Origin of the sequence: Agrobacterium sp. D14 (genome assembly GCF_001526505.1) — a bacterium.
Taxonomy (GTDB): domain Bacteria; phylum Pseudomonadota; class Alphaproteobacteria; order Rhizobiales; family Rhizobiaceae; genus Agrobacterium; species Agrobacterium leguminum.
In genome coordinates this window covers 155,147-174,458 of record NZ_ASXX01000032.1, presented here as the reverse complement: position 1 = coordinate 174,458, position 19,312 = coordinate 155,147, and the positions used below count along the sequence as shown (strand labels likewise).

20 protein-coding genes, 1 tRNA gene and 1 pseudogene are annotated in these 19,312 nt (G+C 57.5%); 14 read left to right on the top strand and 8 right to left on the bottom strand.

The window, feature by feature from the left end; all coding sequences use genetic code 11:
- The first annotated feature begins 31 nt into the window (after positions 1–31).
- Complete coding sequence (locus L901_RS17680; RefSeq protein WP_059759145.1) at positions 32–490, top strand: Rrf2 family transcriptional regulator; 459 nt, start codon at positions 32–34, stop codon at positions 488–490.
- 71 nt (positions 491–561) lie between these two features.
- Here the strand turns inward: L901_RS17680 and L901_RS17675 are convergent, their stop codons facing one another.
- Positions 562–879 (bottom strand): hypothetical protein, encoded by a 318-nt coding sequence (locus tag L901_RS17675; protein WP_003524488.1) that lies wholly within the window; start codon positions 877–879, stop codon positions 562–564.
- A gap of 72 nt (positions 880–951) precedes the next feature.
- Entirely contained in the window at positions 952–2,364 is a 1,413-nt protein-coding gene (locus L901_RS17670) for a PLP-dependent aminotransferase family protein (protein WP_059759144.1), read from the bottom strand.
- A 116-nt stretch (positions 2,365–2,480) separates the two neighbouring features.
- Here L901_RS17670 and L901_RS17665 point away from each other — a divergent pair, with 116 nt between their 5' ends.
- The gene (locus tag L901_RS17665) at positions 2,481–3,356 is read left to right on the top strand and encodes a DMT family transporter (protein WP_059759143.1); all 876 of its coding nucleotides are present in this window, start codon (positions 2,481–2,483) and stop codon (positions 3,354–3,356) included.
- A 12-nt stretch (positions 3,357–3,368) separates the two neighbouring features.
- On the opposite strand, the gene L901_RS17660 is transcribed toward L901_RS17665, so the two are convergent.
- From L901_RS17660 to L901_RS17645, 4 genes are all read right to left on the bottom strand, one after another.
- A complete protein-coding gene (locus L901_RS17660) occupies positions 3,369–4,481 on the bottom strand; it encodes a GH25 family lysozyme (RefSeq protein WP_059759142.1) in 1,113 nt (370 codons plus the stop codon).
- 178 nt (positions 4,482–4,659) lie between these two features.
- Positions 4,660–4,848, bottom strand: coding sequence for a YegP family protein (locus L901_RS17655; protein ID WP_059759498.1), 189 nt, complete (start codon positions 4,846–4,848; stop codon positions 4,660–4,662).
- A 58-nt stretch (positions 4,849–4,906) separates the two neighbouring features.
- The gene (locus L901_RS17650) at positions 4,907–5,632 is read right to left on the bottom strand and encodes a type 1 glutamine amidotransferase (protein ID WP_059759141.1); all 726 of its coding nucleotides are present in this window, start codon (positions 5,630–5,632) and stop codon (positions 4,907–4,909) included.
- A gap of 138 nt (positions 5,633–5,770) precedes the next feature.
- Positions 5,771–6,220, bottom strand: coding sequence for a DoxX family protein (locus L901_RS17645; RefSeq protein ID WP_059759140.1), 450 nt, complete (start codon positions 6,218–6,220; stop codon positions 5,771–5,773).
- A 144-nt stretch (positions 6,221–6,364) separates the two neighbouring features.
- Here L901_RS17645 and L901_RS17640 point away from each other — a divergent pair, with 144 nt between their 5' ends.
- Both L901_RS17640 and L901_RS17635 read left to right on the top strand, forming a co-directional pair.
- Complete coding sequence (locus L901_RS17640) at positions 6,365–6,670, top strand: SelT/SelW/SelH family protein (RefSeq protein ID WP_059759139.1); 306 nt, start codon at positions 6,365–6,367, stop codon at positions 6,668–6,670.
- A 119-nt stretch (positions 6,671–6,789) separates the two neighbouring features.
- Positions 6,790–6,876: transfer RNA gene (locus L901_RS17635), tRNA-Leu, on the top strand.
- Positions 6,877–7,064: 188 nt separating this feature from the next.
- Here the strand turns inward: L901_RS17635 and L901_RS17630 are convergent.
- Positions 7,065–7,475: a pilus assembly protein N-terminal domain-containing protein gene (locus L901_RS17630; protein WP_020812471.1), complete on the bottom strand. Its 411-nt coding sequence runs from the start codon at positions 7,473–7,475 to the stop codon at positions 7,065–7,067.
- Between the two features lie 414 nt (positions 7,476–7,889).
- Between L901_RS17630 and L901_RS17625 the strand changes: the two genes are divergently transcribed.
- From L901_RS17625 to L901_RS17585, 9 genes and pseudogenes are all read left to right on the top strand, one after another.
- Complete coding sequence (locus tag L901_RS17625) at positions 7,890–8,081, top strand: Flp family type IVb pilin (RefSeq protein ID WP_003524475.1); 192 nt, start codon at positions 7,890–7,892, stop codon at positions 8,079–8,081.
- Between the two features lie 99 nt (positions 8,082–8,180).
- On the top strand, positions 8,181–8,693 hold the full coding sequence (locus L901_RS17620; RefSeq protein WP_059759138.1) for a prepilin peptidase: 513 nt from the start codon (positions 8,181–8,183) through the stop codon (positions 8,691–8,693).
- A 127-nt stretch (positions 8,694–8,820) separates the two neighbouring features.
- On the top strand, positions 8,821–9,627 hold the full coding sequence (gene cpaB, locus L901_RS17615) for a Flp pilus assembly protein CpaB (protein ID WP_020810206.1): 807 nt from the start codon (positions 8,821–8,823) through the stop codon (positions 9,625–9,627).
- Positions 9,624–11,206 (top strand): annotated as a pseudogene (locus L901_RS17610) (type II and III secretion system protein family protein). Before cpaB ends, L901_RS17610 begins: the two are co-directional and overlap by 4 nt.
- Positions 11,207–11,262: 56 nt before the next feature.
- Positions 11,263–11,955 carry a CpaD family pilus assembly protein gene (locus L901_RS17605; protein WP_059759137.1) on the top strand — a complete coding sequence of 231 codons (693 nt, stop codon included), beginning with the start codon at positions 11,263–11,265 and terminating at the stop codon, positions 11,953–11,955.
- Between the two features lie 34 nt (positions 11,956–11,989).
- Positions 11,990–13,273, top strand: coding sequence for a CpaE family protein (locus L901_RS17600; RefSeq protein WP_059759136.1), 1,284 nt, complete (start codon positions 11,990–11,992; stop codon positions 13,271–13,273).
- Positions 13,274–13,306: 33 nt separating this feature from the next.
- A complete protein-coding gene (locus tag L901_RS17595; protein ID WP_059759135.1) occupies positions 13,307–14,779 on the top strand; it encodes a CpaF family protein in 1,473 nt (490 codons plus the stop codon).
- Positions 14,780–14,794: 15 nt separating this feature from the next.
- A complete protein-coding gene (locus tag L901_RS17590) occupies positions 14,795–15,799 on the top strand; it encodes a type II secretion system F family protein (protein ID WP_059759134.1) in 1,005 nt (334 codons plus the stop codon).
- Positions 15,800–15,807: 8 nt separating this feature from the next.
- On the top strand, positions 15,808–16,794 hold the full coding sequence (locus L901_RS17585) for a type II secretion system F family protein (RefSeq protein WP_020810200.1): 987 nt from the start codon (positions 15,808–15,810) through the stop codon (positions 16,792–16,794).
- A gap of 74 nt (positions 16,795–16,868) precedes the next feature.
- Here the strand turns inward: L901_RS17585 and L901_RS17580 are convergent, their stop codons facing one another.
- Positions 16,869–17,579: a tetratricopeptide repeat protein gene (locus tag L901_RS17580; RefSeq protein ID WP_003524462.1), complete on the bottom strand. Its 711-nt coding sequence runs from the start codon at positions 17,577–17,579 to the stop codon at positions 16,869–16,871.
- A 256-nt stretch (positions 17,580–17,835) separates the two neighbouring features.
- Here L901_RS17580 and L901_RS17575 point away from each other — a divergent pair, with 256 nt between their 5' ends.
- Complete coding sequence (locus L901_RS17575) at positions 17,836–19,230, top strand: M17 family metallopeptidase (RefSeq protein ID WP_035264577.1); 1,395 nt, start codon at positions 17,836–17,838, stop codon at positions 19,228–19,230.
- The last annotated feature ends 82 nt before the right edge of the window (positions 19,231–19,312 follow it).

The following is a 19,312-nucleotide window of genomic DNA, read 5'->3' as shown; positions in this document are numbered from 1 at the left end:
TAGCTTCAGTGTAAACAGACGGGTTTGAACAATGAGACACGACACGCGCCTTTCACGGGTGCTGCATATTCTGATCCATATGGAAAATCATAAGGGTGCGGCGACATCCGAGAGCATCGCGGCGATGCTCCAGACCAATCCGGTGGTGGTGCGCAGGACAATGGCCGGCTTGCGCGAGCATGGTTATGTCTCGTCGGAAAAAGGCCATGGCGGTGGGTGGGTGCTGGCGCGGCCGCTCAGCGAAATCACGCTGCTCGATATTTACCGGGCGCTTGGCGCACCGGAACTGTTCTCAATCGGGCTGGCGGGCGACAATCCGAACTGCGTCATCGAACAGGCTGTCAATGCAGCACTTTTCGAGGCCATGAAAGAGGCGGAAAACATTCTGCTATCCCGTTTCGGAAGCATTGCCCTTTCGCAGCTGGCACAGGAGTCCATCAGCCGCTGGTCCAGGGTTTCCAACCACCCTTCCGCGATGGAGCAGCTTTAGGGCGCGGATAAGGGCCGCAAAGAAAAACCGCCTGCCCGGAGGCAGGCGGTTTTATCATATCAGTAGGCCCGTTACGGCTGGGTCTGCGTGCCGCCCGTATTCGGGCTTGCCGGTGCGGTGTTGTTCGCAGGCGGTGTTGCCGGAGCGGTCGGAGCCATGGGCGCCGGTGCCTGATCCGTTGCCGCAGGCGGCGTGGTGGAGGATGTCGTGGCCGGATCGGTGGTCGGGCCGCTCATCTGCGACCAGGCGAAAACGCCCACCAATACGACGACGATGATCGCCAACCACGGCACCCAGGACGACGACGTGCGGGCACGCGGTTCATTGCTGATATTCACTTCCGGACGAAGATCGCGGTCCGGACGCGGGTTGTTGGGATCGAATGTCATGGTGTTTCCTCCTCTTCATTCTGCGGAGAAAACGACGTTCACGGGATTTTGTTCCGATTCCTTCCACAGCGCTTACAACCGACAAGGTTCGGGCGTTTGCTGAAGCGCCTCCGCCAGCACCGTCATGACCTGCGGACCTGCCATTTGCGACACATTGAAACGCATGAAACCGGAGGCGTTCTGCGAGGAACTGAACACATTGCCGGGGGCCAGCACCACCTGCCGCGAAAGCGCGCGGCGCGCCACATCAGCGGCATCGACCCCGTCCGGCAGGCGGCACCATAAAAACATGCCCGCCTGCGGTTCGATCCACGGCACACATCCGACCGACCTCAGACGCGCCGCCACCTCCGGCATCGTTGCCGCAAGACGCTGCCTCAGCGCCTCGATATGCTTGCGGTAACTGCCATCGGTCAAAAGCGACAGGATCAGCGCCGCCGAAAAATGCGTTCCGCCAAAAGTGGTGGCGATCTTGAGATCGGTCAGGGCTTCCACCCAAGCCATGGGTGCTGCAATGAAACCGCACCGCACGGAGGCCGACAGTGTTTTTGAAAAACTGCCTATCTGGACAACGCGGTTCAGACCATCGAAGGCCGCCAGCCGGGGCGCGGCCTGGGTTTCGAAATCGGCAAAAATATCATCCTCGATGATGGTCAGCCCCACCTGCTCGGCGAGCATCAGCAGGCGATGGGCGGAAACGGCGGAAAGCCTTGCACCTGTCGGATTATGGATTGCGGAATTGGTGATATAAAGCCGGGGCTGATGGTCTTTCAGTGCCTGCTCGAAAAGCACCAGATCCGGTCCGGTCGGCGTATAGGGAACACCGACGATCTTCACCCGATGCGCCCGCAAAAGAGCATGGAAATTGAAGTAACACGGGTCATCCACAACAACCGTATCCCCCGGTTGCAGCAGGAAACGGCACAGAAGATCGATCGCCTGCGTGCCGGAATCGGTGAGCATTATCTGGCCGGCGCCCGCCTGCACCCCGTGTTCGGCCAGCCGGCGCGACAGCAGCTGGCGCAACGGCAGCAGCCCCATCGGGTTGCCGTAATCCGTCAGCAGGGCGGCGTCGGCGCGGGCAAGCCCGCGCATCGCCCGCCTCAACGCTTCCTGCGGCATCCACGATGCGGGAAGCCAGCCGCAACCGGGTTTGGCGAGAACGGAACCTTCATCCAGCGCCTGCCGCGAGACCCATAAGGGATCCACCGCCCTATCGAGCTGCGGCTCGATATCGGCGAGCGACAGGGGCGCAAGCGGGCCCGAAACGAAAAAACCGGAGCCGGGGCGCGAGCTTATCGTACCATCCGCCACGAGCCGGTCATAGGCCTCGACAATGGTGGAGGTGGAAACCTGCATGGTCTTCGCCAGCGCCCTGACCGACGGCAGGCGCGCGCCCGGCACGAGGCTGCGCGAGGCGATGCGTTGCCGCACACTTGCCATCACCTTTTCTATGCGCGTGCCCGTAGCGACTTGTCCGTCCAAACTTTCCTCCAACTGTACCGCTTGTGATACCATAACAGTTTGTTGAAATTGTATATGATTGTCGCTGTTCCTGCCAGCCATTCGGGATCAAGAAAGGCAAAACGCAGGAGTTGACAATGGACAAGACGACGAGCGGCTGGCTGAGCGGCCTGACAGGCGTGGTGATATTCAGCGGTTCGCTGCCCGCGACACGCATTGCGGTAACGGGTTTCGATCCGGTGTTCCTGACCGTCGCCCGTGCCAGCATTGCCGGCCTGCTGGCGCTGGCGCTGCTGTTTCTGTTCAGGCAAAGGCGCCCGGCGCGCGATGATCTGACATCGCTTTTCATCGTCTCGCTCGGTGTCGTGGTGGGCTTCCCGCTATTGACCGCGCTCGCCCTGCGGCATGTCACCTCGGCGCATTCCATCGTTTTCGTGGGGCTCTTGCCGCTCGCGACAGCAATCTTCGCCGTGCTGCGCGGCGGAGAACGCCCACGCCCGGTGTTCTGGTTCTTTTCCTGTCTTGGAAGCGCGCTTGTTGCGGGGTTTTCCCTGTCGAATTCGTTTGCCGCCGGGATCGAGGCCTCACTGGCCGGCGATCTTCTGATGCTCGGCGCAATCATCGTCTGCGGGCTCGGCTATGCGGAGGGTGCTGCCCTTTCCCGCAAGCTGGGCGGCTGGCAGGTCATTTCCTGGGCGCTGGTTCTTTCCCTGCCGGTAATGTTGCCGCTTGCTTTCTTCACCGGGCCGGAAACGCTTGCCGGCATCGACCCGCAGGCCTGGGCCGGCCTTGCCTATGTTTCCCTGTTCAGCATGCTGATCGGCTTCATCTTCTGGTATCGCGGACTGGCGCTTGGCGGCATCGCAGCCGTCGGCCAGCTGCAACTGCTTCAGCCCTTCTTCGGGCTCGCACTTGCCGCGACTCTGCTGCATGAGGAGGTGAGCCCGGCCATGATCGCCGTTACGCTTGTCGTGGTGCTCTGTGTTGCAGGCGCGCGAAAATTCGCGCGCTGAAGGCCGCCATCGTCAGCTCGAACGGCGGTCCACCCAGCGATGCCATGCATCCTCACTGCCGTTGAAGACATTGAGATCGATGCGGCCATCGACGCCATGCGACAGGCCGGAACCGGAATATTGCCAGAACAGCCACTTGCGGCCGGGATAAACCACTGACGGATGCTGGGCGACGGCGCGCAACCAGAAGGGGTAGTCCTGGAATTCGCCCTGGAGGTTGTCCTTGTAAAAATCGGGCGCCGTATAAATGATCGGCCGCTGGCCATAATGGCGCTCGAGCTTGTCCATGAAGACGCGCATCTTTTCCAGAACGCGTTCGCGGGAATGGCGCATCTTGCAGCTCGATTCGCCGTTATATTCCACGTCGATAACCGGCGGCAGCGCGTCCGGGTCGCGCGGTACATTACGAATGAACCAGTCCGCCTGTTCGCTGGCGTTGCGGCACCAATAGAAGAAGTGGTAAGCGCCGCGGCGAATGCCCGCTTCCTTCGCGCGCTGCCAGTTGGTGCGGAACATCGGATCGAGATGGTCGCCGCCATCCGTCGCCTTGATGAAGGCGAAATTGGCGCCGCGCGTGCGCAGCTGCGGCCAGTTTATATTGGCCTGCCAGCGGGATACATCCACCCCGTGGACCTGAAAATGACGCGGCTGGACCCTGCCGAAATTGATCGGCTTGGCATCGCTGAAGCTGGAGCGGAAAATGCGCGAGCGAATCTGCGCACCGGCGCTCGCCGCCGGGGCCGCAGCCATGGCCAACTGTACCGGACGCTCCATCTGGTTGATCGCGGGACGCTCCGCCGGCCGCACCATTCCGGCCGCCTGTGACGGAACCGGCAAACGGATTTCAGGTGCATTCTGCGTTAACGACGCCCTGGGGGTGACAGCGGAAAAGGCCTTGGGTTCGTCAGGCACCGGCCCGCCCCATGCCAGAACTTCCTGCCGCGGCTGGGCGGCGATGGCCTGGGTACCGACGCCTGCCTGCGGCACCGGTGCGGATGGCGTGACCGAACTCGTCGTTTCCTTCGAGGGCAAGCCGGCCATCAGGCTTTCCGGCCCGGAACTGGACGTGCAGCCTCCAAGCAGGAAGCAACCGAAGAAAAGTGCTGGCACAGCCGATGAACGCATGAGAACCCGTACGCAAAACAAATCGGGGGCACTCTGATGCCGCCCGGAGACCTCGAAATACAAATGCTAACGGAAGATTATCAAAAAAGACTGAATCTTATCTTTACGTCGGCACCCGCCGATGCGCCCGTCATTTCTGGCAGGCGAAACGGTTCGAGTTCTCGCGCAGCGGCGCGGCTCAGGCCGTCATGGCGGTCAGATCGACAGTGTCGGCACCGGGAGAATTTCTCTTGATCGATTCGATCGCATGGATGGCCGACGCCTTCGCCTTGTATCCTTCCGACGAGAACATTGTTTCCCCGTTGGATGCCTTGAAGCGAAAACGGTATTCACCGGCCTTGTCCTGATAGATTTCGAATTTGTACATGATCTTTGCGCCTCCTTTCGCGCGGTAGTCCATCAGCCGCAACTCTGTTCGGCCTCGATCACTTTCGCAACGGAAAATCGTCGATCTCAATGAGCCGTACCCAGGCTCGAGCGATTTCAAGCCCGGCTGCATCGGCCATTTCTGCGCGCAAGCCACGGTGGTCACGATAATTCTCCAGCCAGCCCGGCGACATTCTTTCGACGGAAGCAGGAAACGCCTGACACCAGCCGTCAACCACGGCGGTCGAGGCCTCGAAATGGAATTGCGTGCCATAGACTGCCCGGCCGATGCGAAAGGCCTGATTTCGTGTCGCGCCATTGGTCGCAAGCCGCGTGGCGTCCGGCGGAAGCGTAAATGTATCGCAATGCCACTGAAAAATCGGGAAGGTCTTTTCCAGCCCGGCCAATAGCGGATCGGACACGCCCTCTTCCGTCAGGGATATATCCTGCCAGCCGAATTCCGGCGGCCCCGAGAGAATATTCTCTCCGCCATAGGCGCGCGCCAGCAACTGGCTGCCGAGGCACACACCCATGACCGCTTTACCAGCATCGCCAAAGGCTTTCATGAGAAGGGAGAGATCGGCAAGATACGGATAAAGCGCATCGTCAAGCGCGTTCTGTTCGCCGCCCAGAACGACGAGCGCATCATGGTCGGCGGCATCGGTAGGGAGAGGCTCACCCGCATAGGCGCGGATGACGTGGATTTCCGCCGCCGCTTCTTCCAGCGCTACGCCGAGCTGCCCATGCGGTGTACCCGCCATGTTTTCTATGATTGCGACGCGCATAAGACCTCGTGGAGACGACAATGGATTCAACCGGCCAAGAGTGCCGATCGAATCCAGCTTCACCACGAGAAAAATCGATTTTCAAGAGCCGCGACATCGTCAGTGCGACGACAGGCGGATGACCTGATCTGGTGCGCCTTAGAATTCACGCGCCAGCTTGGCGTCTGCCGAATGCCGGTTGCCGCCGCGAACGGCGAAGAACAGGAAAATCGCGGCCCAAAGAATCGATTTTTCCGCGCCGTCAAGACCTTCCGCCTTTACGATGCCGTGAAAATAAACGGTTACCAAAAGAACGATCATGGCCGCGAAGGATGCCGGCCGTGTGAACAGGCCGATGGCGACCAGAATTCCGCCGAAAAATTCCGTGGCGGCAAGCAGCGGCGACCAGAAGACGCCGGGATAAAAGCCGAGGCTCTCCACCATGCCGACCGCGCCGAAAGGATTGACGATCTTGCCGAACCCATGGGTGACGAGGAGAAGCCCGGCCGTTACGCGCAGGATCGTCTCCACCAGATCATGTGTCGCATTATAAAGCGGTGCGACCGCCGGAACGAAAAGACGCTGACGATTATTCTCGAACTGGGCCATAGGATCTCCACGTTTCAGCCTTCGACAGCTTCTCTGTTCGCAAAGCCGCATGATAAGAACAAGCGTACGCCCGGTAAAACATGAGTATTATAGTTGACATTATCGTGAACATTATTGCCGCCGGGCGGTGAAGGAGACGTGAGGATGACCGAGACCAAACCCCGCATAACCATCCGCTACTGCACGCAATGCAACTGGCTGCTTCGGGCAGGCTGGATGGCGCAGGAAATCCTGCAGACCTTCGCTTCCGATGTCGGCAAAGTCAGCCTCGTTCCCTCAACCGGCGGCCTGTTCGAGATCACCGTGGACGGCACGACCATATGGGAACGCAAACGCGATGGCGGTTTTCCCGGCCCAAAAGAACTCAAACAGAGAATCCGTGACATCATCGACCCGGAGCGCGACCTCGGCCATGTGGACAGAACGAAGCATGAAGGGCTCGACACCTGACCCGGCGACATGTTTCAACAGCCCCAACCAAGTTTTTTCCCTTTAAAATCAATGATCGTCATAAAAGTTCAAAAAGTCTGTTGACACCGGGCGGCTGCCCTCGTACATCGCTCTCCGTCGCCCAGATGGCGGAATTGGTAGACGCGCCAGCTTCAGGTGCTGGTACTCGCAAGGGTGTGGAGGTTCGAGTCCTCTTCTGGGCACCATTCCATTTTTGATCTTAGCCAGATCAAGAACTTAGCCGAAAAAACAGCAACATATAGCCGACCGGTAAACGCCGGGAAGCGTGTTGCTTTTTTCGCTTTTTCCAGTTGTGAAAAAACTGCTAGCTAGGCCACTTCCGTTTTACCGGAAGCCCCGCCGTCCTGTCAGAATTATGATTGACCTTGCAGCGTTACGGCTGAGCGTCCTTGTCGCCGCTGTTTTGCGAATGCTGTTCGCAATTCGGCGTACAGGACAGAACGGTCCGCTCCGTCTGCCGGAAAACACGCACCGTATTGCCCTCGTCGATAGAGACGAGAATGCGTTCATCCACGATTGGATTGCCATCGGCATCCAGAAGCACGAGATTGGTTGTGCCGAAACTGCGACCCGTCAAAACAATCGTGGTGGCATCGGCAACCGTGGCATCGGCGACTTTGGAGTTGCCGACGATAACCTTGCTGACGGCGCGGTCGAGACGAAGGACACGGGCGTGATTCATCGAAACGCGCAAAATGTCATCCTCAGCAAAGGCGGGCTGCAGCGAACCCGATAGAAAGACGGACAAGCCGACCACAATTTTCGCCAATTTTCCGGATGACACGCGTTTGGCCCTTGCTCACTACCCGCACTTTATTGCTCCACAGAATGCGCGGTTTTAGTGAATGAAGCGTTAAATGGCGGAAATCCGCAACGAGGATGGTAACCATTCGTAATGTATTGATATTTTCACGTCTCTTTGCCCCGCGTCAAAACTGAACAGCTGCGCCTCTTTCAACCGAAACTTAGCCGGACGAGAGAAATGGCCAGCGTCTGAATATATTTGTTTATCAGCAAATATAAAAATGCAGACAATACTTTTCGTTTTTATTTACCAAGAGAAACTCATCCTGCCGTTTACTTTGAGTTAATCGTTTTTTTTAAGCGCTTGGAAATCGCTCCGTTGTAGTTTGAACCCAACCGAACAACGGAGAACAGTTGTCGGCGTGCTGAACCAACACAAGTTAGGAGAGACCCTATGACCAAGATTTTCGCTCGTTTCCTCAAGGATGAATCCGGTGCTACTGCAATCGAATATGGTTTGATTGCTGCACTTATTTCCGTTGGCATCATCGGTGGTACCACGGCAGTCGGCGGTAAGCTGAAAGACACTTTCACTTTCATCAGCACCTCGTTCACGAACTCGAAAGCCTCCACCGGCGGCGTTTGATTGATAAAAAGTATAATGCAGGTGATTTACCCAGAATTGGGAAATCACCTGCATTTGCTATTCTTCCAGCTGAATTGGATAGATTAAGGCAGGGTAATCATGATCGTTGCAGCGATTTTTCTTATTGTCCCGCTCTGCCTCAGTTTCGCTGCCTTGAACGATCTTTTCAGCATGACGATCCCCAACTCGATAACCGTCGTGCTCTTGCTATCTTTCGCTTTCGTTGCGCCCCTGTCGGGAATGGATTTGCAGACTTTTATCTTAAGTCTCGCAGGCGGCCTCGCCGTTTTTCTCTGCTGTTTTATGCTCTTCGCTGCCAATGTCATGGGTGGAGGAGACGCAAAACTGTTGACTGGAGCGGCAGTCTGGTACGGCTTCAACATTTCTCTCATAGAATTTTTACTTGCGGTGACGCTGATCGGCGGCGCATTGACAGTTGGCATACTACTGCTGAGATCACGGTCACAGGAAATCATAGCCATCGGCATACCGATCCCTGATTCCCTTATGGTTGCCAAGAAGATTCCATACGGTATCGGTATCGCTGCAGCGGGGCTTCTGACCTATGGGAATTGCCCCCTCGTAAAAGCGGCGATCACAAGCCTATACTAGATCAGGATTTCGATCCCAATCGTTTATAGAATTGTTAACTACAAATCCAAGCACACTATTAACCATAATTATACCAATCGCGCGCCATCCTCGGGGAAGAAGAATCTGATTCCCTCAAGGATCGAGCATGAAACCGTCGCGTATCTTCATTCTTTCCGTTGCTCTGGTGGCCGCCGGTCTTGCCGGCCTTGTCGCCATGCAGATTTCCGGCGCGAAGCAGGTCATCGAAAAAGCAGAAACGATCATCCAGAAAGAACCGACGGTCAACGTTCTCGTCTCTTCGGTCAATCTGCCCGTCGGTAGCCGCCTGAACGACAGTTCCGTGCGCTGGACACCCTGGCCACAGGGCAATGTGGTCGACAGTTTCATAACGGAAGCGAAAAGGCCTGACGCCATCACCGAACTCACCGGCGCGGTCGTGCGGCTGCCTCTGTTCGAAGGTGAACCGATCCGGCCGGAAAAAGTGGTCGATTCCAGCACGCGCATCATGTCCTCGCTTTTGCCGGCCGGGAAACGCGCTGTCGCCACCGAGATTTCCGTCTCGACAGGCGCAGGCGGTTTCGTTCTGCCGAATGACCGGGTCGATGTGATCATGGTCCGCAAGGGCGACAACAACAACTTTCTGACCGAAAATGTTTTGAACAATGTTCGTGTCCTGGCAATCGATCAGCAGATCAAGGAAGGCGAGGACGGAACGTCGGCGGTGGTTGGCGCAACCGCCACGCTCGAACTCACACCGGAACAGGCGAAGATCATAACGGTGGCGCAGCAAATGGCGGACCGTCTCACGCTTGCTTTGCGCTCCGTCGCCGATGCGCAGGAAAACGATACGCTTTCGGCTGGCCATCTTCTCAGCGGCGGTTCCGGACAGCCGGAAATTCAGGTGATCAAATCCGGCTCGATCGTGAAGAGCGGTCAAGGAGCATCACAATGACCGGAAGGCTCATGACAAATCGTCTCAACCAACGCCTGCGTTCATCGATAGCGGGTGGGCTCGCATTCTGCCTGGCCTTTTCAGGCGTTCCCGGCCAGCATTCCCCCAAGTTTCTGCGCGTCAGCGAAGCGGAGGCGCAAAGCGCAAGCATCGTGCGGATTACCGAAAGCGGCACAGGCATTCGCAAGCGCTTAAAGCTGGGTTTAAACAAGGCGCTGGTCATCGACCTGCCCGAAGATGCACACGACATTCTCGTTGCCGATCCGAGCCTTGCCGATGCCGTCACCCGCACGTCCAGGCGTATTTATCTTTTCGGTAAAACGGTAGGACAGACCAACATTTTCATTTTTGGTGAGGGCGGCCGGGAAATCGTCAGTCTCGATCTGGAAGTAGAGCGGGACATCTCCGGACTCGAGGCGAATATTCGCCGTTTCATTCCTGAGTCGGATATCAAGGTAGAAATCGTTTCGGACAACATCGTTCTTACAGGATCGGTGCGTACACCGCAGGACTCCGCACGCGCCGTTCAACTTGCCGACGCCTTTCTAAAAGGCGGTGAGGCCACCACCCGTAATATATCTCTGACAGGCGGTGACAATGGCGGCGATGCAGCGATTTTTGCGGAGCGCCGGCAGGTATCGCAAATTGTCAACATGCTGACGATTGAGGGGGAAGATCAGGTAACACTGAAGGTTACCGTCGCCGAAGTGAGCAGACAGGTTCTGAAGCAACTCGGCTTCAACGGCTCCATCAGCAGTTCAACAAGCGGTAATGGTTTCGAATTTGCGAATCCGTCTAATCTTGGCAATGTGATCGATGGCGCGTCAAGAATTGCCAGTGGTGCGATAGGCTCGGGGTCTCTCAGATTCGCTTCTTATCTCACTGCAATGGAGCAGGCGGGCGTCATGCGTACATTGGCGGAACCAAGCCTGACGGCTATTTCCGGAGAGCAGGCAAAGTTCTACGTCGGAGGCGATTTCAGAATTGCCGGAGAACAGGAAGTCGACATCGACGAGGACACCGGGCGGCCCACAATACGCGCACGACCAATACTGTCGATTATGGCATCACGTTAAACTTCAAGCCTGTGGTGCTTTCGCCAGGCCGAATAAGTCTCAAAATTGAAACCAATGTTTCCGAGCCCACCTACGAAGGCAATGTTGTAACCGGTAATTCGGGCCGCACGGTCCCAGGTTCGACCTACATGTCGGTAAGAAAGCGCGAAACCTCCACAACGGTCGAGCTTCCCTCGGGGGGATCGATCGTGATCGCAGGTCTCGTTCAGGACAATGTCCGTCAGGCCATGTCCGGGCTTCCGGGCATGTCGAAAATCCCGATTTTCGGCACGCTTTTCCGCAGCAAGGACTTCCTCCGCAACGAAACCGAACTGGTCATCATCGCAACGCCCTATCTGGTGCGGCCCGTTGCCCGCAATCAGATCGCCCGGCCAGACGATAACTTCAATCCGGAAAACGACGCAGCCATGTATTTCATGAACCGCGTCAACAAGGTCTATGGCCGCAAGGATCAGGTTCAGGCCGCGCCCTATCAGGGGTCAGTGGGGTTCATCTACAAATGACGACACGCACACAAAATCCCCTCATTACAGCAAGCCCGGTCAGGGCAGGAAACGTCATGAAGGAACCCTATTCCTCCTTTTCCCCCTACCTTTCCGGAAGACGGATCGGCCTCGTCGTCGTTGCCGCGCTTGCCGCCGGCCTGTTGCAGGGCTGCGCACGCGATCCGATGACCACCAACGCCATTCCCGACGATTATCGCACACGCCACCCGATTACCCTGTCGGAAGCGGAGCATTCGCTGGATATTCCGGTCTCGGCCAGCGACAGCCGGCTGACCACAGCGATGGCGGATAATGTCCGCGGTTTTGCCCAGAATTATGCGTCGATGTCGACCGGGATCATCAATATTCAGACCCCGTCGGGATCGGCCAATTCGGCGTCCGCGTCACGAATGGCGAAACAGATTCGCTCGACGCTTTCCGGCGCGGGTGTGGCGCCGGGCAACATCATGGAGACGCGTTATGCCGCTTCCCCTAATGGCGACGCCTCCCCCATCCGCCTGAGCTATGTCGCCGTTACCGCCATGACCGGCCAGTGCGGCCAATGGCCCGAGGATCTCTCGGATAATACCTTCGCCAACAAGAACTGGTACAATTTCGGGTGCGCGTCCCAAAGCAATCTCGCGGCGCAGATTGCCAATCCCATGGATCTGGTCGGTCCGCGCGGCATGAGCCCGATCGATGCCGAGCGCCGCGCGGTTGTCATCGACACCTATCGCGGCAAGACTTCGACCGCGGCAACAGATTGATGCGAATCCAACATTTGTCACGGCAGGAACGACGATGAGCGCTGTAGAATATGATATCAAGCCAAGCGGCGGCACAGAAGCCGAGCCGCCCGTGCGCGCTTCGGATATGGACCACCTGCGGCCCCTGCCCCGCATTTCCGTTCACGCTTTCTGCGTCAGCGACAATATGCAAAGCGTCATGGACGCATTGTCCAGCGACCGGCGCATGAGCAAGGTCACCCTGCGGGTGACCAAGGGCGATATCAATGCGGCAGCCACGATGTTTTCCACGTCGCCCACGCCCAATCTCATCGTTCTTGAAACGGCAAGCTCACCCGCCTCGCTGCTGGACGATCTCGCGCCTCTGGCGGAGGTTTGTGATCCTTCCACGCGTGTCATCATCGTCGGCCGGCACAACGATATAACGCTCTATCGCGATCTCATCCGTAATGGCATTTCCGAATATCTCGTCGCCCCGGTCAATATGGCCGATCTCCTGGCTTCGATCGCCGCGATTTTCGTCGATCCGGAAGCGGAGCCGCTGGGCCGCAACATCGCCTTCATTGGCGCCAAGGGCGGCGTAGGCTCGTCCACCATCGCGCATAATTGCGCCTTCGGCATTTCGAGTCTTTTCTCCACGGAAACCATTCTGGCGGATATGGACCTTGCCTATGGAACGGCGAATATCGATTTCGATCAGGACCCTGCCCAAGGCATGGCTGAAGCGGTCTTTTCGCCGGAGCGACTGGACGAGGTATTTCTCGACCGTCTCTTGACGAAATGTTCCGATCATCTGTCGCTTTTGGCAGCGCCGTCTCTTCTCGACAGGACCTATGATCTCGATCGTCAGGCGTTTCTGCCGATCCTCGAGGTTTTGCAGCGCAGTGCCCCGGTTGCGGTTCTCGATCTTCCCCACCAATGGTGCGACTGGACGCGGGCAGTCCTTTCGGAAGCCGATGAGGTGGTCATAACGGCGGTTCCCGATCTCGCAAACCTGCGCAATACGAAGAACCTCTTCGACGCGCTGATCAAGCTGAGACCCAACGATAAATTGCCGCATCTCGTTCTCAATCAGGTCGGCATGCCCAAGCGTCCGGAAATCGCGCTGGCGGATTTCCTTGAGCCGCTGGAAATCGAGCCGATCGCGATCATCCCATTCGACGCACAATTGTTCGGAAATGCCGCCAATAGCGGCCGTATGATCAGCGAGATGGATGAAAAATCCCAGACGGCGGAAACCTTTTCGCAAATCGCCCACACCATCACAGGCCGCTCCGTACTGCGCAAAAGCAGGCGCGGCGGTCTGGAAAAACTGAAGAATATTCTCAAGCGCAAGTAGGTCTTCTGCCTGCGTCCTTAGACGGAAACGCCGATGTTCGGAAAACGCGGGCCTGAAGGCCCAGCCAGAAGCACGAAGCCGGATCTTGCTGCACCTGCGCCCATGCAGGTGACGACAGCGCCTGAGCCTCGTTCTGCTGCAATTGACACTCTTGAACCTGGCCAATTACCGGCAATGCGTCAAGCAACCGCAAGCGCACCGCCCGCGCAGAGAAAACGCGCCCGCACGGAAGATTACTACAATACCAAGAGCCAGGTATTTTCCGCACTTATCGATACGATCGACCTATCGCAGCTCGCCAAGCTCGACGCGGAAAGTGCGCGCGAGGAAATTCGCGATATCGTCAACGACATCATCACGATCAAGAACTTCGCCATGTCGATTGCCGAGCAAGAAGAACTGCTCGAAGATATCTGCAACGACGTTCTCGGTTACGGGCCGCTGGAGCCGCTTCTCGCACGCGACGACATTGCCGATATCATGGTCAACGGTTCCGGCCAGACCTTCATCGAAGTCGGCGGCAAGACCATCGAATCCGATATCCGCTTTCGTGACAATGCGCAATTGCTTTCCATCTGCCAGCGCATCGTCAGCCAGGTCGGCCGACGCGTGGATGAATCGAGCCCGATATGCGATGCGCGCCTGCCGGATGGATCGCGCGTCAACGTCATCGCTCCGCCGCTTGCCATCGACGGTCCGGCGCTGACGATCCGAAAATTCAAGAAGGACAAGCTGACACTCGACCAGCTCGTACGTTTCGGAGCGATTACGCCCGAAGGCGCGACATTGCTCAAGATTATCGGTCGCGTCCGCTGCAATGTCGTCATTTCGGGCGGCACCGGCTCGGGTAAGACGACGCTTCTCAACTGCCTGACGAGCTTCATCGACAAGGATGAACGCGTCATCACCTGTGAAGACACCGCCGAACTGCAGCTGCAGCAACCGCATGTGGTGAGGCTCGAAACGCGTCCGCCCAATATCGAAGGGGAAGGCGAGATCACCATGCGCGATCTCGTCAAGAACTGCCTTCGCATGCGGCCCGAACGCATCATCGTCGGCGAAGTGCGCGGACCGGAAGTTTTCGACCTTCTCCAGGCCATGAACACCGGTCACGACGGTTCGATGGGAACACTTCACGCCAATACGCCACGCGAATGCCTCAGCCGTATCGAATCGATGATCGCCATGGGCGGCTTCACCCTGCCGGCCAAGACCGTGCGTGAAATCATTTCGGGATCGATCGATGTCGTCATTCAGGCGGCGCGTCTGCGCGACGGCTCGCGCCGGATAACGCAGATTACGGAAGTGATCGGCATGGAAGGCGATGTCATCGTCACCCAGGATCTGATGCGATACGAAATCGAAGGCGAAGATGCGAACGGCAAGCTGATCGGCAGACACATATCGACCGGTATCAGCAAACCGCATTTCTGGGATCGCGCACGTTATTACGGCGAAGAAAAACGTCTGGCGGCCGCGCTCGATGAGATGGAAAAGACATCCTAAGGGAAAGCGACTGCCATGGACCCGACAATAGTGTTACTGGCCGTACTTGTCGCCATCTCGGCAGGAGCACTCGCCTACGTCTTTCTTTTCCAGCAGATAGAGGTCGAGAAAAAGACCACAAGCCGTTTCAAGCGGGTGCAGGCCGCAGAGACGGATCACGTAAATATCAAAGCTGCACGCGATCGGGTCCAGGAACTCAGCAAGCGCCGCAAATCCATGCAGGACAGCCTGCGGGATATGGAAAAAAAACAAAATGAAAAGGCGAAAAAAGCAAAAAATGTGAGCCTGCGCGATAAACTCGTGCAGGCTGGGCTGGCAATCTCCGTTCGGCAGTTTCATCTCCTGAGCGCAGGTGCTTCGGCTTTCGCCACTCTCATCGCACTTCTATATGATCTATCATTAATAACCGCCCTGCTCATAGGCGCAGTGGTGGCTTTAGGGCTGCCCCGTTGGGTATTGGCGTTTATCCTCAAGCGCCGGCAGAAAAAATTCCTTGAGGAGTTTCCCAATGCGCTGGATGTCATGTGCCGCTCAATCAAATCCGGATTGCCGCTGAATGACGCCGTGCGACTGATCGCGTCGGATGGTCAGGAGCCGGTGAAAACAGAGTTTCAGCGGGTCGTAGACGCGCAGCAGGTTGGTATCGGGATTCCCCAAGGGATAGAGCGCATGATGCTGACCATGCCGCTTTTCGAAGTCAGCTTCTTCAGCACCGTCATCAATATCCAGGCACAGGCAGGCGGCAATCTTTCGGAGGCCTTATCCAATCTTTCAAAGGTATTGCGTGACCGAAAGAAAATGCGCGCCAAAGTGAACGCTCTGTCCATGGAGGCAAAAGCGTCGGCCGTCATTATCGGCGCATTGCCTTTCATTGTGATGCTGCTGGTGCACTTCACGTCGCCCGACTATCTTGCAGTCCTCTTCACGGATATGCGCGGGCACATCATTCTGGGTGCATCCGGACTATGGATGCTCATCGGAATTTTCATCATGCGCCAAATGATCAATTTCGATATTTGAGGTCACCGATGACGGGAAATCTCCTTTCAGACCTGACGAATCCGCAAACTATCATTGCGATTCTCGTAACAGTGGCAGTTTTCGCCACCCTTTATACGCTCATTACGCCTTTCTTCGAACGAAAGGACTTTGCCAAGCGCATGAAAGCCGTATCGTCGGAGCGGGAACTTATTCGCAGCCGCGAGCGCGAGCGTCTGGCAACTGCAACCAGAGACGGCAAGGCCTCCCTGCGTGGCAACAACAACAAGTCCGCACGGCGAATCGTTGAAAAATTCAATCTCCAGGAAGCGCTCGCCGACAAGAACACAATGAACAAGCTGCGTGCAGCCGGTTTTCGTTCGCAAAATGCGCTTAATACATTTCTTGCTGCCCGATTCATATTGCCGTTCATTTTTCTGGCCGTCGCATTCACCTGGATTTTCGTTCTCGGAAATCTTGCGGATAAAGCCTTCTTCATTCGACTGATGGCCGTTCTTCTTTTCGGCTATATCGGCTTTTATGCTCCCAATATCTACGTTTCTAACCGCATGACCAAGCGACAGGCCTCGATCAAGCGGGCTTGGCCAGATGCACTTGACCTGATGCTGATCTGCATCGAATCCGGCGTATCAATGGAAGCAGCCATGCGCCGCGTGGCGGAAGAGATGGGTGAACAGTCGCCTGAACTGGCGGAAGAAATGATCCTGACGACAGCGGAATTGTCCTTCCTTCAGGACAGGCGTGTCGCGCTTGAGAATTTTGGTATGCGCACCCAACTGGACGGTGTCAAAAGCGTGGTGCAGGCCCTCATCCAGGCGGAACGATATGGCACGCCGCTCGCACAGGCTCTGCGCGTTCTCGCGCAGGAAGGTCGAGACGAGCGAATGAATGAAGCTGAGAAAAAGGCCGCAGCGCTGCCGCCCAAACTGACTGTGCCGATGATAGTGTTCTTCCTGCCGGTTCTCATCGCCGTTATTCTCGGGCCTGCCGGCATTCGTGTCGCCGACACGTTCTAGCGACGGAAACGCGCAGGAGCGAAACCGGAAATCGTTCGATCAGGGCGCAACCCTTCTATACCTGCGAAAGCGTATCAACCAGCCGGCTTGCCGTCCTTTTTCGCCAGTTGCTGCCAGGAGTTCTGCTGCGAAAGCATGGCACGCAGATAGGTGAGGTTTGCCTGCGCCTGCTGTGGCGAGAGTTCCTGAACCGCGATGCGCTCGGCTTCGGCAAAGCGGCCCTGTAGACCGACCACGAGCGCAAGGTTCTGGCGAACGCGGCTATCGGCGCCCGGCTGGGCGATGGCGGATTGCAGATATGTTTCGGCAGTGCGCGGATCGCTCGACAGGACATAGGACATGCCGAGGTTGGACAATACGCTCGGGTCGTTCGGCTTCAGGTCAAGCGCCTGCCTGTAGCGGGAACGCGCCTCGTTCGAGCGTCCAAGTTGATCGAGCACGGCGCCCTCGGCGGAATAAAGCCGCCAGTCGGGCCGGTCCGGCGTCTGTGCCCGCTGGATGGTCGAAAGCGCCTGCTCCAGCTGGCCGGCGGCGGCCTGCGATTTGCCATAGGCGGCAAGCACATCACGGTCGGCCGGATTGGCGATGGCGATCTGCTGCATGACAGCGAGAGCCTGTGTGTTCTTGCCGGTCATCATCAGCACGCTGGCATAATTCATGCCGACCGATTTGTCCTTAGGGCTGCGCTCATAGGCTTTACCGGCGCTCTCCTCCGCCTGCCGAAGCTGCTCCATGTTCATGTGATCATAGGAGCGTGTGGCGGCGGGAATGGAGCCGGTGGACATGCGATCGGGCTTGTTGGTGCCCGCGCATCCTGAAACCGCAAGAACCAATGCGGCAAGACACGCTCCCCGCAGCAACCCTGTCCGGCCTGTCTCGCCCAAAGAAAATGCAGTCATGGCAGCGCCCCCGCCCAAGAATGATCAATCTTGCGCCCGACACACGACAGACTCACATGACGCAACTTTCGCTTAAGCAATAATCTGTTAACCCTAACAGAGCGTTAATCGCACCGATTCTCGACATTTACGGAAGCATACAATGGCGCCTTATCAGTTCATCGAACGCCCAACCCCTTTCAGCTCCAAGGCCGGCAGCACATTGCCGGTTTTCGCCGTCACGCCGGCCCATATCGAACAGGGCGCCATCGACCCTGTCGCTCTGGACTGGGCGAAGAAGGCGGGGTTCAAGGCAGAGGCAGGCGCCATCCTCCTCGTTCCTTCCGCCGATGGTTCGCTGGGCGGCGTGCTTCTCGGCCTCGGCGGCAATCCCTCGGAAATCCCCTTCATCACCGGGAAACTCGCCCGTGAACTGCCGGAAGGCGAGTGGCACATCGAGACAGCACCACTGACGGCCAATCGCCTCGCTCTCGGTTTCGGTCTCGGCAGCTACCGCTTCGACAAATACAAGACCACCAAGACGAACGGGGCAAAGCTCCTTATTCCGCAGGATGCAGAAGACGGCGAGATCAAGCGCGTTCTGGCAGGCGTTTTCCTTGCGCGCGACCTCATCAATGTTCCGGCCAACGATATGGGACCGGATGAGCTTGAGATTGCCTTCCGCGCGCTTGCCGCCCATTACAAGGCGAAGGTGAAGGTCACTACCGGCGATGATCTGCTCAAGGAAAACTTACCCCTGATCCATGCTGTCGGCCGGGCCAGCGAAAGCGCGCCGCGGCTTCTGGAGATGAACTGGGGCAAGAAGGGCAATCCGCGCCTCACCCTCGTCGGCAAGGGCGTCTGCTTCGATACAGGCGGCCTCGATATCAAACCCGCCGCTTCCATGGCGCTGATGAAGAAGGATATGGGAGGTGCGGCCAATGTCCTCGGCCTTGCGCTGATGATCATGGATGCGAAACTGCCGGTCGATCTTCGCGTTCTCGTGCCCGCGGTCGAAAACTCCATCTCCTCCAATGCCTTCCGCCCCGGCGATATCTACCGCAGCCGCAAGGGGCTGACGGTGCAGATCGACAATACCGACGCTGAAGGCCGTCTTGTTCTGGCGGATGCGCTGGCCTATGCGGACGAAGATGCACCGGACCTGATGATCGACATGGCGACGCTGACGGGCGCTGCCCGCGTCGCGCTCGGCCCGGATCTGCCGCCCTTCTATACCGATGACGAGGATTTAGCGCATGATATCGCGGAAGCCAGCATCGATACGGACGATCCGCTGTGGCGCATGCCGCTCTATATGGGCTACGACAAGGATATCCGCTCACGCGCAGCCGATATCACCAACGCGCCTTCGGGCGGCATGGGCGGATCGATCACCGCCGCCCTGTTCCTGAAGCGTTTCGTCACCAATACCAGGCGCTGGGCGCATTTCGATATTTACGGCTGGTCTCTGAGCGAGAGGCATCACTCATCGATCGGCGGGGAAGCGCAGGGTATCCGCGCACTCTTCCATTACATCGCACACCAGTTCGCGAAGTAATCTGCTGATAGGTTCGGGCTTCCACGGGCGCTTCCTCAACCGGAGCGCCCGTTCTCAATTTAGAGCATTTCCGGATGGAAAA

Bases quoted from the DNA above. Each gene is read 5' to 3' on its own strand.
- L901_RS17680 (WP_059759145.1), top strand. From the start codon at position 32: ATGAGACACGACACGCGCCTTTCACGGGTGCTGCATATTCTGATCCAT.
- L901_RS17675 (WP_003524488.1), bottom strand. From the start codon at position 879: ATGACATTCGATCCCAACAACCCGCGTCCGGACCGCGATCTTCGTCCG.
- L901_RS17665 (WP_059759143.1), top strand. From the start codon at position 2,481: ATGGACAAGACGACGAGCGGCTGGCTGAGCGGCCTGACAGGCGTGGTG.
- L901_RS17660 (WP_059759142.1), bottom strand. From the start codon at position 4,481: ATGCGTTCATCGGCTGTGCCAGCACTTTTCTTCGGTTGCTTCCTGCTT.
- L901_RS17655 (WP_059759498.1), bottom strand. From the start codon at position 4,848: ATGTACAAATTCGAAATCTATCAGGACAAGGCCGGTGAATACCGTTTT.
- L901_RS17650 (WP_059759141.1), bottom strand. From the start codon at position 5,632: ATGCGCGTCGCAATCATAGAAAACATGGCGGGTACACCGCATGGGCAG.
- L901_RS17645 (WP_059759140.1), bottom strand. From the start codon at position 6,220: ATGGCCCAGTTCGAGAATAATCGTCAGCGTCTTTTCGTTCCGGCGGTC.
- L901_RS17640 (WP_059759139.1), top strand. From the start codon at position 6,365: ATGACCGAGACCAAACCCCGCATAACCATCCGCTACTGCACGCAATGC.
- L901_RS17625 (WP_003524475.1), top strand. From the start codon at position 7,890: ATGACCAAGATTTTCGCTCGTTTCCTCAAGGATGAATCCGGTGCTACT.
- L901_RS17620 (WP_059759138.1), top strand. From the start codon at position 8,181: ATGATCGTTGCAGCGATTTTTCTTATTGTCCCGCTCTGCCTCAGTTTC.
- cpaB (WP_020810206.1), top strand. From the start codon at position 8,821: ATGAAACCGTCGCGTATCTTCATTCTTTCCGTTGCTCTGGTGGCCGCC.
- L901_RS17605 (WP_059759137.1), top strand. From the start codon at position 11,263: ATGAAGGAACCCTATTCCTCCTTTTCCCCCTACCTTTCCGGAAGACGG.
- L901_RS17600 (WP_059759136.1), top strand. From the start codon at position 11,990: ATGAGCGCTGTAGAATATGATATCAAGCCAAGCGGCGGCACAGAAGCC.
- L901_RS17595 (WP_059759135.1), top strand. From the start codon at position 13,307: ATGTTCGGAAAACGCGGGCCTGAAGGCCCAGCCAGAAGCACGAAGCCG.
- L901_RS17590 (WP_059759134.1), top strand. From the start codon at position 14,795: ATGGACCCGACAATAGTGTTACTGGCCGTACTTGTCGCCATCTCGGCA.
- L901_RS17585 (WP_020810200.1), top strand. From the start codon at position 15,808: ATGACGGGAAATCTCCTTTCAGACCTGACGAATCCGCAAACTATCATT.
- L901_RS17580 (WP_003524462.1), bottom strand. From the start codon at position 17,579: ATGTCCACCGGCTCCATTCCCGCCGCCACACGCTCCTATGATCACATG.
- L901_RS17575 (WP_035264577.1), top strand. From the start codon at position 17,836: ATGGCGCCTTATCAGTTCATCGAACGCCCAACCCCTTTCAGCTCCAAG.